Source organism: Allofrancisella inopinata (assembly GCF_012222965.1).
Taxonomy (GTDB): domain Bacteria; phylum Pseudomonadota; class Gammaproteobacteria; order Francisellales; family Francisellaceae; genus Francisella; species Francisella inopinata.
The window spans coordinates 396542-409659 of record NZ_CP038241.1 but is presented as its reverse complement, the minus strand read 5'-3'; the positions used below and the strand labels follow the sequence as shown (position 1 = coordinate 409659).

Genomic DNA, 13118 nt, shown 5'->3' with positions numbered 1-13118 from the left:
AATTGTAAATATCCTACCAGTTTGCGACAGAACACCTTATATTGTCAATTTTAACCTGATATAATTTTTAACTTCATCAATATTTTTTGCTAATAAATCTGCAGTATTATCCGTATTTTGAGTTGTTAATAAATCTAATAATTGTTGTTTATTTATTCCAGTATTTGTCAACGCCTCAAAATAACCTAAAATAGCATTTACCTGTTCTTTTAGTATCGCCATATATAAGCCCGAAGTGCCATCCGCGTCCTTAGCAAATAATAAATCTAATAATTCTTGTTTATTTATTCCAGTATTTGTCAAAGCCTCAAGATAAACTTTAATTGCCTCTGCATGACCATTTCGTAAAGCCATATATAATCCCGGAGTGAAATTCGGCGATCTAGCAGCTAATAATCGTTGTTTATTAGTGGTAGCACTCTTTGCATTTATTAGATTGACATAAAAAATTACAGCTTCTTGGTGATTATGTGATAACGCCAAGTGGAGTATGTCACCGATAGCAGCTACTTCCCGATGGTCCTCAAAGTTTACTTTAAATTTAGTTGAAAGTACCCTACTATTATTTTCAGATGAAAATTCTAGTATGCTTATTGCATTATAGGCATTAAAAGTTCTGGATGGAAATAAAGCTTCATTTATACAGTTAAAAGCTGTTTCCTTAGTTATAATATAGTGTCGATCATGATTGATAAGAAAAATGGGGCTGGATCGGGATTTACCAATTGCTATTATGTGATTAAATATTGTAATTGAAAAAGCAATAGGTTGGATACTTTTATTGATTTTATCAATAAGCCATTGTACTAATTCTTTGCTAAGAAAATCTAGGTGTTTTGATTTTAATACTATACTTTCATATCCTGCATTTTTTTTAAAATGGTTTTCACTATGTATAGAGTCTGCTTTTCTAAAACGATTAGTTCTTGCTAAAGGTTTTTTTTGCTCATCTTTTGTTTTAAAAAAATTTGTAACAGCTCGGTAATCTTGATTGGCAGTTAGCTTCACATTATCTTCAAGATGTGTATCATTAAAATATAATTGAACACCGTCAAACCAAGCTAATATATCTAATAACTTTTCATCTTGCGGCGTGAGAGAATATCTTGTTTGTAGATTCTTTCTTTTCTCATAGGCAGCTTTTATATCTGCTACTAAAACTTCGATGGCGATTCTTTCTCTATTAATTTCCATACCATAGGATGACAAATATAATTCGTTTTTATTCCATTCTACTTTAATATCTTTAGAAGATATGTCATCGCTACTTTGTTGTTGAACCTTGATATCAAACAACTTCAAGTTATCTGAAGATGACAAGTTACTATAGTGTTGATATAACGGATTACGCTGTTTGTTTTCTGTTACATTGCTAGAGTTGTCAATATTAAGGATATTATGATTCTTAGGTAATACTATAATATTTTTTTCATAGCTATCTATCAACTTAATGCGAGAAATATAAGTTTTAACCTCATTCCGAATAATTGCTTGTATGGCCATATAGGTTATACCATAACACATGCCTTTTTCATTAACTTTATAGCCAAGTCTGTCTTGGAGGCTGAGTAAGTCCATACAATGTATCCTAGGTTTATACTAATAGCCCTATTATATAATATTCTTGGTGCTGTGGCAATAAACCTCTTGCATAACCGATCTATATCTCAAAATCATAAATTCCAGCAATCAAATTAAAACTTAAACCAAATCTTTTTCTTCTATTTCTATAACGATCGGCAATAATTTTAAATCGCTTAACCATGCTGATCACATTCTCATTTAGAACACGTTGACTAGACAGTTTACGGTTTTTCTTTTTGTCTTCTTTGGTTAGTGGGTTCTTCTTTGTTCTTTTCTTCGGCAATTCTGAATGCTGATGCAACTTATGTATCCCTTGATAGCCCGTATCGGTGAGACTTTTAATCTCTGGGTGGATATGAACACCAGATTCTTTAAATAATCTAAAGTCATGTCTCTTGCCATTGCAAAAATTGGTACAAATAATTTCCTTTTTCTTCCTATCCACGATAATTTGCGTCTTTAACGTATGTCGCTTCTTTTTGCCAGAATAAAAGCTTTTTTGTTTTTTTTAGGTCGTTCAATGGGTGTTTCTGTCGCATCTATCAGAACAACCTCATACTTAACATCACTTTTTAATAATGCCTTACGTCCAGGCAATGAGAATTGCCCATCTTTAATCAGAGTATCTTCAACCCAGCGTATATTACGATAACAAGTACTTTCACTTAGACCATAGCTGCGTGAAATATGAAAATATGTTCTATATTCGCGTAAATATTCCAGCGTCATAAGCAGCCTATCTTCTATAGACAATTTATTCGGCTTACCTCCTTGTGCTTTTAGTTGGGATTGCGCTTCATTTAATATCTTTGTCATGACAGTAAAAGTAGTGCGTTTAACACCTGTAAGTATACGAAATCCTTCTGGTGACTCATCTTTAATCTGCTCAAATTTCATCAACATCATTCCAATAAAAATAAAAAGTTTAAACAATTCAGAAAGTTATGCAAGAGGTCTAATTTAAGAAGTAAAGATAAACCACGGAAAACCATTGAAGCTAGTTCAGTAGGCAGAAAATAGAATAATAAATATAAATAAAAAGCCAAAAGTTACTCTTTTACTCAAAAAATTTCTTGGCATAGTCTTTAACATTATCAAACCAAGATTTGCTTTTTGGTGAATGTTTATTTTCGTAATCTTCACCTAAACTTTCAGCAAATTTTTTGAGCAAATCTTTTTGCTCGGAGTTAAGACTCACGGGAGTTTCAACCACTACCTTACAAAGCAAATCTCCCCTTCTATGACCACGAAGAGACTTCATTCCCTTTTCTCTTAAACGAAAAACCTTATCAGTTTGAGTCTCTGGCATCACTTTAAGCTTAACTTCTCCATCTAAAGTTGGGACTTTAATCTCTCCACCTAAGCAAGCTGTAGTGAAACTAATTGGCATTTCACAATATAGGTTAACATCTCTTCTTTCAAAAATACTATGTTGTTTTATGATAATTTGGACAAATAGATCACCATTCATAGCACCAGTGGACCCAGCATCGCCCTCACCTGGTAATCTTATTCTATCTCCATTATCAACACCTTCTGGGATTTTAACTTTTAGTGTTTTATGTTTTTTAACTTTCCCTGAACCATAACAATCATCACAAGGGTCAGCAACACTAGATCCACTACCGTTACACACAGGACAAGTTTGTTCAAAAGCAAAGAAACCTTGCTGTCTACGGATAGTACCTTGACCATGACAAGCATGACATGTTGCTTTAGATTTAGTTTTAGATCCTGTACCATCACAACTCTCACAAGTTGACATCCTTGGAATAGTTATTTCTTTTTCTACTCCTAAAAATGCCTCTTCTAGAGTTATTTCTAAGGTATACTCTAAATCACTACCTCTAGACTGGCGTGTTCTACCTGACCCACGAGCAGAACCTCCACCAAAGAAAGTATCAAATATATCCTCAAAACTACCAAAGCCCCCAGCAGACCCATTTCCTGCTTGCTGGTTAACCCCAGCGTGACCAAACTGATCATATCTAGATCTTTTTTGCTTATCACTTAGTACTTCATAAGCTTCTGAAATTTCTTTAAATTTCACTTCTGCTTCTTTATCACCAGGATTCCTATCAGGATGATATTTCATTGCTAATTTTCGATAAGACCTCTTTATTTCAGTGATATCTGCTGTCTTTGAAACATTAAGGATTTCGTAGTAACATCTCTGTTGCATAATATTATAACCAATAAAAAATTTAGGAAAATTATACCAAATAGAAAAGTGTGGATAAACCACACTTTATTGATTGTTAAAGGTTTAACTATTTTTTGTTATCATCAACGTCCTCAAAATCAGCGTCAACAACATCATCACCTTTTTTAGCTTCTTCACCTTGAGCAGCTTTCTCGCCACCTGCAGCAGATTGAGTATCTGCATATGCTTTTTGAGCAACTGGTGTAAACGCTTCTTCTAGAACCTTAGTCTTAGCTTCTATAGCATCTTTATCATCACCTTTTATTACAGATTCCAAATCTTTACAAGCAGCCTCAACTTTTTCTTTTTCTTCGGCTGTTATTTTATCTTCCAGCTCTTTTATCGCTTTTCTAGCACTATGAATCAAATTATCAGCGGTATTTCTAGTTGCTACAAGCTCGTGGAATTTTTTATCAGCTTCAGCATTAGCTTCTGCATCTTGAACCATTTTTTCAATATCATCTTCAGATAAGCCACTTGATGACTTAATCACAATATTTTGTTCTTTACCAGTAGCCTTATCTTTAGCAGATACATTCAAGATACCGTTAGCATCTATGTCAAATGTAACCTCAATTTGCGGCATACCACGTGGAGATGGTGGAATATCAGCTAAATCAAATCTACCTAAAGATTTGTTAGCTGAAGCCATTTCACGCTCACCTTGAAGTACATGTATAGTTACTGCTGGCTGATTATCCTCAGCTGTTGAGAAGACTTGTGATTTCTTAGTAGGAATAGTTGTATTTCTCTCTATCAGTTTAGTCATAACCCCACCCATTGTCTCTATACCTAGAGAAAGAGGCGTTACATCAAGTAAAAGTACGTCTTTTACATCACCAGCTAATACTCCACCTTGAATAGCAGCGCCTACAGCTACTGCCTCATCAGGGTTAACATCTTTACGTGGTTCTTTACCAAAAAACTCTTTTACTTTTTGTTGTACTAGAGGCATACGAGTTTGTCCACCAACTAGTAACACTTCCGTTATATCAGATTTACTTAGTCCAGCATCTTCTAAAGCTTTTTTACATGGTTCTAATGATCTTTCAACCAAATCATTAACTAAAGATTCAAACTTAGCTCTAGTAATCTTAATATTCAAATGTTTAGGTCCTGTAGCGTCAGCTGTAATATAAGGTAAGTTTACATCTGTTTGTTGCGCTGAAGATAACTCTACTTTTGCTTTTTCAGCAGCTTCTCTAACTCTTTGAAGAGCTAGCTTGTCATTATGTAGATCTATTCCTTGCTCTTTTTTAAACTCATCAATTAAATAGTTCATTAATGCTAAGTCAAAATCTTCACCACCAAGGAAAGTATCACCATTTGTAGATAGTACTTCTATTTGGTTGTCTCCATCAACATCAGCAATTTCGATAATAGATATATCAAATGTACCACCACCTAAGTCATATACAGCTACTGTTTGCTCACCTTTTTTAGAGTCAACACCATAAGCCAAAGCTGCTGCTGTAGGCTCATTAATAATTCTCTTAACATCAAGACCAGCAATCTTACCAGCATCTTTTGTAGCTTGTCTTTGGCTATCATTAAAATAAGCTGGTACTGTGATAACAGCTTCTGTAACTGGTTCTCCTAAGAACTCCTCTGCTGTTTTTTTCATTTTTCTTAAAACTTCAGCTGATACTTGAGGTGGAGCTAATTTTTTACCATCTTTAGTAGCAACCCAAGCATCTCCATTCTCAGCTTTGATTACTGCATAAGGCACTTTTTTCTTAATATCATCTTGTACAGCTTTATCGTCATACTTTCTACCAATTAATCTTTTAATAGCAAAAAAAGTGTTATCTGGATTAGTTACAGCCTGTCTCTTAGCTGCTTGCCCTACTAAAATTTCTCCACTGTCTGTATAAGCAACTATTGATGGAGTAGTTCTATGCCCTTCAGCATTTTCAATAACTTTTGCCTTCTTACCATCCATAATAGCCAAACACGAGTTAGTTGTACCTAAATCTATTCCTATTATCTTGCCCATTTTGTTCTCCTATTTTTCATTTTCTTTTTTTTAAAAACATACCGTAAACTTATCTAATAGATATGGTAGTTCTAATCAGTTTTTCAAGAAGATTTTTTAATTTTTTACCACTATCACTTTAGCAGCTCTAACAACTCGGCCATTTAACAAATAACCCTTTTGAAACACTTCAAAAACAGTATCATTTTCAAACTCTGGGTTAGGAATCATAGCCATTGCCTCATGCATATTCGGATCAAACTTTTCACCTCTAGGGTCTACCTCCTCCAGACCATTTTTCTTAAGTACATCTACAAAGATCTTTGCTGTTAACTCTACCCCATCTTTCATAGCGATAGCTTCTTCTAACTTAACTTCATGCTTAAGAGCTTGCTCTATACTATCCATAACAGGCAAAAGCTCTTTTGCAAACTTTTCAATCCCGAACTTGCGGGCGTTTTGAACATCTCTTTCTGCTCTTTTACGTGTATTCTCAGCTTCTGCCTTAGCTCTTAAGACTTCCTCTTTCATAGCATCACAAGTTTCTTCAAGTTCTTTAATAGTATCTTTTGATTTTTCTAACTGTTCTTCTATAGACAATTCATGGACAGCTCTACTAGAAGGTTTTTGCTCCGTTTCTTTTTCGGTGTCTAAGTTTTTATCTTCTATTTGATTTTTTTCTTCTTTACCCATAAAACAACCTTTTATTTTAATCCCGTTAATACTACAATTTATTAGATGTTTTAAACATAATGGTTATTTCTAACATTTTCAAGAAATTATTAGTATTTTTTAAATATGAGCGCTCAAAAACAATGAAAACTTTAGAAAAATTAAGTGTTTTACTAGTAATAATATTTATAGCTGGGTGCACAAATCTAAATGCTAAACGCTATCTTACAGAAAAATACTCAGATAAAGTAACATATAAGAAATCAACTTTTAAAAGTTTAAAAAATTGGAACAATGCCGACCAACTTAAATCTTTTAATGCATTCAAATTATCTTGTGAAAAAATCATTCAAGAAAGCAAAGCTGAGTATAATAACTGGATTAACATATGTAAAAAGACCATAAATACTAAAATTAGCACTATTGAAGAAGCAAGATTATTTTTTAAAGAAAATTTTTCGCCTTACCAAATAATATTTAATAATAAAAATACAGGCGTTTTTACCGGTTACTACGAGCCAACTCTGCAAGGAAGTTTAGTTAAAACTCTCCAATATGATGTTCCAATTTACAAAACTCCAACAGATCTAGTGAAAATACCAAACATAGGCGATTCCTATAAATTTGGTAGGTGTGAAAATAATAAACTAGTTCCTTACTATACTAGAGCTGAGATATCTAGTGGTAACCTTTTTGATAATAAAGATGTTTTAGTATGGGTAAAATCAAAAGTTGATCGCTCTTTTTTACAAATACAAGGATCAGGTAGAATTCAGACTGAAAGTGGTGATATTTTAATTGGTTATGATAGCGAAAATGGTCACCCATATAAGCCCATAGGAAAATACTTACTTGATCATAACCATATACCTCTAGAAAAAATATCTATGCAGTCTATAAAAGAATGGCTCTATAATAACCCTGACAAAATTGATGAAGTTCTTAGTTACGATCCATCATTTGTTTTTTTTAGATATATTGATGCCAAAAATGCCATAGGTGCTCAAGAAGTTGAATTAACCCCTGGTTATTCACTAGCTATTGATGATGAATATTATCTTTACGGTATACCAATGTGGTTAGAAACCCAATATTATGAAAAAAACCGTAGTGAAACTGTTCCTCTAGATAGACTAATGATTGCTCAAGACACAGGTGGAGCGATACGTGGAGCGATACGAGGTGATGTTTTTTGGGGGCATGGTGACCAAGCTGAATTTAATGCTGGACATATGAATAATCAGGGCAAACTATGGTTACTTTTACCTAAAGAAAAAATATGAAACATATAGATACAATTATAATTGGTAGTGGAATTTCTGGGTTTAGCTTAGCTCGAAAACTAAGTCAAGCAAATATAGGTAACTGTATTTTTGAAGCTAATAAAATCGGTGGTTGTATTGATTCTGCCACTTATCAAGATTTTTGGTTTGAAATGGGTGCACATACAATATACAACTCCTACTCAGATACTATAGAATATATTCAAAATAATACCCTTGAACAAAATATACAACCTAGAAAAAAAGCTCCCTTTTTATTTGTACAACCTAACAATAAAATTCAAAGTATTTTTACAAACCTAAATCCTTTTACTTTAGCGCTCAATTTTATCAAAAATAGGAAGACACTCAAAAATAATAAAACTGTTAGTGAATATGCTAAAAAGGTTTTTGGGGAGTCAAACTATACCAAAACCCTAAAGTATTGTTTTAATGCTGTACTTTCACAAAATAGTGAAAACTTTCCTATGAAATATCTTTTTAAGAAATATGACCGAAATACGTCATTACCCAGAAGCTTTACTTTAAAAAATGGCTTATCTGGTCTATTTGAAAAAAACTCTCAAAATATTATAAAAGAAAAAGTTACTAAAATAATAAAAGTAAAAGATAAATGGATCTTAAAACAAATCATTCCAAATACTCATGTGATAATTTATGTTTTGCAACACCGTGGTATGTTACAGAAAGACTACTTAAAAACATTTTACCAACTATAACTAATCACCCTTATCGTCCCACTACGTCTAAACTAACAAGTATTGGTATTGTAATTAGAAAAGAGAACTTAGAACATATTAAGAATATAGCTGGTTTAATAGGTAAAGAGCAGTTTTTCTTTTCAGCTGTTTCTAGAGATGTTGTTGATCATCCAAGCTATAGAGCTATAGTATTTCATTGTTATAAAAACATCTCTCAAGAAAATTTAACAGAGAAAATAGCTAAACTACTAAAAATAAGCAAAGAAGATATTTTACATAACTATGTAAAAAATAATTCTTTACCCTGCTATCATCGTAACCACAGTATCTTTTTAGAAGATCTAGAAAAAGAACTCTTACAAACCCCCAACTTATATATTACTGGAAATTTCTTTGATAGATTAGCAATTGAAAATTGTATCAAAAGATCTAATAAAGAGGCTGATAGAATTATTCAGAATAAAACCCCTATATAATTTGATTATTTGCAAATAAAAATGTATTATGTAAACTGCTTAAAATTTAAACTAGCATGCTAGAAATTTAGCGAGTCTTAAGCAACTTGCTGAAATAATTTTTTGCGAAAACTGAGTAATTTACAACAATAAAATAGGAATAAAGATGAAAACGTTTACTGCAAAACCATCAGATATCAAAAGAGATTGGCTTTTGATCGATGCTACAGATAAAACTTTAGGTCGCCTTGCTACAGAAGTAGCTATGATCCTAAGAGGTAAAAACAAGCCAGAATATACTCCACATATGGATACTGGTGATTATGTTATTATCATAAATGCTGAAAAAGTAGCTGTAACTGGCAACAAAAGAAAAGCAAAGATTTACCACCACCACACTGGCTACATTGGTGGGATCAAATCTATATCTTTTGAAAAGCTAATAGCCACTCATCCAGAAAGAGCCATTGAAAAAGCTGTTAAGGGCATGTTACCAAGAAGCCCTTTAGGTCGCACTATGTTTAAAAAACTAAAGGTATATGCTGGTGAGAATCACCCACATACAGCTCAACAACCTCAAGCTCTAAATATTTAAAAAAGGATGGAAAAGATGTCAGAATATAATTATGGTACAGGTCGTCGCAAAAGCTCTGTAGCTCGTGTGTTTATGAAAAAAGGTACAGGTCAGTTTATTGTTAATGGTCTTCCATTAGAACAATACTTATGCCGTGAAACAGATTGCATGATTGTTAAACAACCTTTAGAGTTAACAAATAATGTTGATAATTTTGATCTAAAAGTAACTGTAAAAGGTGGGGGATCAACTGGTCAAGCAGGTGCTATACGTTTAGGAGTCACTAGGGCTCTTATAGAGTTTGATGAGGATTTAAAACCAGCTTTACGTCAAGCAGGGTTCGTAACTCGTGATCCACGTAAAGTTGAGCGTAAAAAACCAGGTCTTAGAAAAGCTCGTAGAAGAAGACAGTTCTCTAAGCGTTAATATATCTTTATATTATACTTTTTATCTATTATTCTTTTTATCTATTAGGAGGTTAAAACTTTGGTTTTATACACAAAAAAGAATGATATCTATAGTGATATAGTACGCATGATCCTTCTTATAAAAGGAGCTAATGCTAAATTTATAGATGTTTCAGACGAGGAAAACTCTAAACATTTTGAAGAACTAAATATTATAACTCCTAACGGCAATATCCCTACATTAACTACTGAAGATTTTGCCGTTTATCGATTAGGAGTTATTATAGAGGCTATAGAGGACCTATACCCTTTTCCGCCTATGTTTCCTGTGTTTCCGAAACAGCGAGCTAATTCCAGAATTCTTTTGGAACATGTTAATAAAAGCTTCCTTCAAAATATTCATAAGCTGTGTGAGCTTGACTTAGACCAAGAACAAATTAATGAAATAAAAAAAGCTATGCAAAAAGAGCTTATCAAAACTTATAAAACAGTTATAAATGAAAGGGATATAAATGCTGAAAGTAATCCTGACTCTCAAAACATAAACGTTTTAACACTTATTATGACTTTTGTTTTTTATTATTTCATTAAACTAAAAATAGCTATTCCAACTAAAGACAAAAATATCATTAAAGAAATTAAAGCTCTTTTTAATGAACCAAACTTTGTTAAAACTATTAAAGACGGAGCTAAATATGGCAATGCTTAGAGCCTATATAATTAAGGCAACATATAACTGGCTAGTAGACCATGGATTTACACCATATGTGCTAGTAGATACCGAATATGACGGTGTTATAGTGCCAACTAATTATGTAGATGAAGACAAGAAAATACTGTTAGATTTATCCCTACAAGCTATCCAAAACTTTCATATAGATGACCAAAAAATTTCTTTTGACGCTACATTTGATGGTCAATCTATGTCAGTAGTAATACCTATAGAATCTGTGCTAGAGGTGTTCTCTAGGGAAACTGAGCAAGGGATATATGCGCGTGAGTTTGGATATGGTATTAACGTTAATGAAGGTGAGGATGACGATTCAGTTAACCCCAACAAAGTAGGCGAAAATACTTCTTCTGACAATAACGTTATAACTCTAGATTAATGATTTAATTTATAAGCAATTTTAATTTTTTAACCTTTTATTTCCAAAATATTTGCTATAGGTTTATAACTTCTTCGATGTATTTCTAATACACCATGCTTTAGAATATTTTTTAAGTGTTCTTTAGTGGGATATCCTTTATGTTTAGCAAAACCATATTGTGGATATTTCTTTTCATGCTCAAAGCATATATTATCTCTATGTACTTTTGCTAATATCGAAGCGGCTGAAATTTCCGGAATCTTAGAATCTCCTTTTACAATAGCTTCAGAATTATATCGCCAATTTGGTAGCCTATTACCATCAACTAAAACTTTGTCAAACTGATTTTTTAAATCCTCTGCTACTTTTTCCATACCGTACAAAGTTGCTTGAAGGATATTAAGCTGATCTATTTCTTTAGCAGACACCTCTATGATTGAATAAGCCTTAGCTTTAGTCGTTATCTCTAGAGCAAGTATTTCTCTTTTTTTACTACTTATCTTTTTAGAATCTGCCAAACCTTCTATAGGTCTATTCAGGTCAAGGATAACTCCAGCTACCACAACCGGTCCAGACAATGGACCACGACCTGCCTCATCAATACCTAGTATTATCATCTTAACTATTATCCATTTTTATAGAACTCAAGAAGCCTCGTAAAATATTTACTTCTTGACTTTCTAATTCACTTCTTTGAAAAAGCCTTTTAACCTTATCCATAACATACCCAGGCCTATCTTTATCTAAAAATCCTGTAGCTACCATCATCTCTTCAATATGCTTATAAAACCCTTGTAGCTCTTTTGCAGATGCTTTTTTGTGCAAATGAGTATAATCTGGTACATCATTTAAATCTAAAACATCAAGAGCTTGTTTATATATTTCATAAGCCACAAGCTGTACTGCTTGAGCTAGATTTAGCGATGTATACCCTTCATTAGAGGGTATATATGCATGCACATTACTCATAAGCAATTCTTCATTTAATAAGCCTGTCCTTTCTCTACCAAAAAGTATAGCTATTTTATCATTAGAAGCTTTTATCTTATTTAAAACATTACTAGCCACTTTTGATATAGGTTCTATTGGCAAGGAGACTCGCCTAACTCTAGCGCTGGTTCCAACTATATAATCTACTCCAACCAAGGCTTCTGCTAAAGTATTTACTGCTTTGACGTTATTGATAACTTCTAAAGCATGACATGCTAATGCTTTTGCTTCTTCATTAATTTCTTTCTTAGGGTTAACTAACCATAAATTTGTTAGACCCATATTCAACATAGCCCTTGCTGCAGATCCGATATTCCCACTATGAGATGGTTCAACTAAAACTATTCGGATATTAGTGAGTAAATTATTAGGTATCATTATTTTTAACAATCAATTTGTATAATGTATCGGCATTGTCAGCACCTTCAAAATACTTCTGGATGTGGACATCTTTTAGATAAAATGCTAATTGTTTTAGGAGTTCTATATGTATTTTTGAAATTTTATATGGGAAAAACACACCAACAGCTATTTTTATCTCTTCGTTAACTATATCATCGTAGTAGCTATTTTTTAGCGTAGCAATAATTATTTTAGTAGTGATCAATCCCTCAACTCTACAATGTGGAATATAAATATTTTTGCCTATATATGTGTTGCCGATCCTTTCTCTTTGGTAAACACTACGAATTACATTATCTTCGTCAACCTCAGGATGAGTGTCTGCTAGCCTATTAGCAAAAAATTCAATCAATCTCTTTTTAGATTCAATGTTAAGGTTCAGGATAATATTTTTTCTATCTATTAAAGCCTTTAAATTCATAAGAAAGGAAAATAAACTACTTAGAAAAGATTATTCTCCATGGTTACATTTAATTTTATTCTTATGTTTTTTAAGTTGACGAGCTAGCTTACCTTCTAGCATGTCTATAGCTGCATATAAATCTTTATCTTCAGCTTTGGCTACAAACTCACTGCCAGGCACTATAACTATAGCTTCAGCTACTTGATATTCTTTTTCAACAGCTAGAATCACCTTTGTTGATGTAATATTATCAAAATAATGCCCGATTTTACCGATCTTTTCATCAACGTATTTTTTGATTGGATCAGTAACTTCTACATGCCTACCTGTAATTTGAATATCCATTTAAACCTCCACAATTGAAATATTAAGTCCACT

The 13118-nt window shown here is 32.7% G+C and carries 14 protein-coding genes and 1 pseudogene; 6 read left to right on the top strand and 9 right to left on the bottom strand.

Features of this window, described 5'->3' with window-relative positions:
* Positions 1 to 36: 36 nt before the first annotated feature.
* The 5 genes from E4K63_RS01885 to grpE form a co-directional block, all read right to left on the bottom strand.
* Complete coding sequence (locus tag E4K63_RS01885; protein WP_133942441.1) at positions 37 to 1578, bottom strand: hypothetical protein; 1542 nt, start codon at positions 1576 to 1578, stop codon at positions 37 to 39.
* Between the two features lie 82 nt (positions 1579 to 1660).
* A protein-coding gene (locus E4K63_RS01880; protein WP_243830510.1) for an IS5 family transposase occupies positions 1661 to 2481 on the bottom strand; the annotation gives its coding sequence in 2 pieces (ribosomal slippage) (positions 1661 to 2094 and positions 2094 to 2481; 822 coding nt in all).
* 160 nt (positions 2482 to 2641) lie between these two features.
* Positions 2642 to 3766 (bottom strand): molecular chaperone DnaJ, encoded by a 1125-nt coding sequence (gene dnaJ, locus E4K63_RS01875; protein WP_133942440.1) that lies wholly within the window; start codon positions 3764 to 3766, stop codon positions 2642 to 2644.
* A gap of 88 nt (positions 3767 to 3854) precedes the next feature.
* The gene (dnaK, locus tag E4K63_RS01870; RefSeq protein ID WP_133942439.1) at positions 3855 to 5783 is read right to left on the bottom strand and encodes a molecular chaperone DnaK; all 1929 of its coding nucleotides are present in this window, start codon (positions 5781 to 5783) and stop codon (positions 3855 to 3857) included.
* A gap of 96 nt (positions 5784 to 5879) precedes the next feature.
* Complete coding sequence (gene grpE, locus E4K63_RS01865) at positions 5880 to 6455, bottom strand: nucleotide exchange factor GrpE (protein ID WP_133942438.1); 576 nt, start codon at positions 6453 to 6455, stop codon at positions 5880 to 5882.
* 122 nt (positions 6456 to 6577) lie between these two features.
* Here grpE and mltA point away from each other — a divergent pair, with 122 nt between their 5' ends.
* From mltA to mglB, 6 genes and pseudogenes are all read left to right on the top strand, one after another.
* The gene (mltA, locus tag E4K63_RS01860) at positions 6578 to 7717 is read left to right on the top strand and encodes a murein transglycosylase A (protein WP_166666919.1); all 1140 of its coding nucleotides are present in this window, start codon (positions 6578 to 6580) and stop codon (positions 7715 to 7717) included.
* Positions 7714 to 8894 (top strand): annotated as a pseudogene (locus E4K63_RS08325) (NAD(P)-binding protein). Before mltA ends, E4K63_RS08325 begins: the two are co-directional and overlap by 4 nt.
* A gap of 145 nt (positions 8895 to 9039) precedes the next feature.
* Positions 9040 to 9468, top strand: a complete 429-nt coding sequence (gene rplM / locus E4K63_RS01850; RefSeq protein ID WP_133942435.1) for a 50S ribosomal protein L13 — start codon at positions 9040 to 9042, stop codon at positions 9466 to 9468.
* Between the two features lie 15 nt (positions 9469 to 9483).
* Positions 9484 to 9873, top strand: coding sequence for a 30S ribosomal protein S9 (rpsI, locus tag E4K63_RS01845; protein ID WP_133942434.1), 390 nt, complete (start codon positions 9484 to 9486; stop codon positions 9871 to 9873).
* Positions 9874 to 9933: 60 nt separating this feature from the next.
* The gene (gene mglA, locus E4K63_RS01840; RefSeq protein WP_133942433.1) at positions 9934 to 10563 is read left to right on the top strand and encodes a transcriptional regulator MglA; all 630 of its coding nucleotides are present in this window, start codon (positions 9934 to 9936) and stop codon (positions 10561 to 10563) included.
* Positions 10550 to 10963, top strand: coding sequence for a transcriptional regulator MglB (gene mglB / locus E4K63_RS01835; RefSeq protein ID WP_133942432.1), 414 nt, complete (start codon positions 10550 to 10552; stop codon positions 10961 to 10963). Before mglA ends, mglB begins: the two co-directional genes overlap by 14 nt.
* 29 nt (positions 10964 to 10992) lie before the next feature.
* On the opposite strand, the gene rnhB is transcribed toward mglB, so the two are convergent.
* From rnhB to hpf, 4 genes are read right to left on the bottom strand one after another with little or no spacing between them, the layout of a single operon-like run.
* A complete protein-coding gene (gene rnhB / locus E4K63_RS01830; protein ID WP_133942431.1) occupies positions 10993 to 11562 on the bottom strand; it encodes a ribonuclease HII in 570 nt (189 codons plus the stop codon).
* A gap of 1 nt (position 11563) precedes the next feature.
* On the bottom strand, positions 11564 to 12313 hold the full coding sequence (locus tag E4K63_RS01825) for an RNA methyltransferase (protein WP_133942430.1): 750 nt from the start codon (positions 12311 to 12313) through the stop codon (positions 11564 to 11566).
* Positions 12303 to 12758, bottom strand: coding sequence for a PTS sugar transporter subunit IIA (locus E4K63_RS01820; RefSeq protein WP_133942429.1), 456 nt, complete (start codon positions 12756 to 12758; stop codon positions 12303 to 12305). Before E4K63_RS01820 ends, E4K63_RS01825 begins: the two co-directional genes overlap by 11 nt.
* 30 nt (positions 12759 to 12788) lie before the next feature.
* A complete protein-coding gene (hpf, locus tag E4K63_RS01815; RefSeq protein ID WP_133942428.1) occupies positions 12789 to 13085 on the bottom strand; it encodes a ribosome hibernation-promoting factor, HPF/YfiA family in 297 nt (98 codons plus the stop codon).
* Positions 13086 to 13118: the final 33 nt, after the last annotated feature.

Coding starts and splice junctions, on each gene's coding strand:
- E4K63_RS01885 (WP_133942441.1), bottom strand. CDS start 1,578: ATGGACTTACTCAGCCTCCAAGACAGACTTGGCTATAAAGTTAATGAA.
- dnaJ (WP_133942440.1), bottom strand. CDS start 3,766: ATGCAACAGAGATGTTACTACGAAATCCTTAATGTTTCAAAGACAGCA.
- dnaK (WP_133942439.1), bottom strand. CDS start 5,783: ATGGGCAAGATAATAGGAATAGATTTAGGTACAACTAACTCGTGTTTG.
- grpE (WP_133942438.1), bottom strand. CDS start 6,455: ATGGGTAAAGAAGAAAAAAATCAAATAGAAGATAAAAACTTAGACACC.
- mltA (WP_166666919.1), top strand. CDS start 6,578: ATGAAAACTTTAGAAAAATTAAGTGTTTTACTAGTAATAATATTTATA.
- rplM (WP_133942435.1), top strand. CDS start 9,040: ATGAAAACGTTTACTGCAAAACCATCAGATATCAAAAGAGATTGGCTT.
- rpsI (WP_133942434.1), top strand. CDS start 9,484: ATGTCAGAATATAATTATGGTACAGGTCGTCGCAAAAGCTCTGTAGCT.
- mglB (WP_133942432.1), top strand. CDS start 10,550: ATGGCAATGCTTAGAGCCTATATAATTAAGGCAACATATAACTGGCTA.
- rnhB (WP_133942431.1), bottom strand. CDS start 11,562: ATGATAATACTAGGTATTGATGAGGCAGGTCGTGGTCCATTGTCTGGA.
- E4K63_RS01825 (WP_133942430.1), bottom strand. CDS start 12,313: ATGATACCTAATAATTTACTCACTAATATCCGAATAGTTTTAGTTGAA.
- E4K63_RS01820 (WP_133942429.1), bottom strand. CDS start 12,758: ATGAATTTAAAGGCTTTAATAGATAGAAAAAATATTATCCTGAACCTT.
- hpf (WP_133942428.1), bottom strand. CDS start 13,085: ATGGATATTCAAATTACAGGTAGGCATGTAGAAGTTACTGATCCAATC.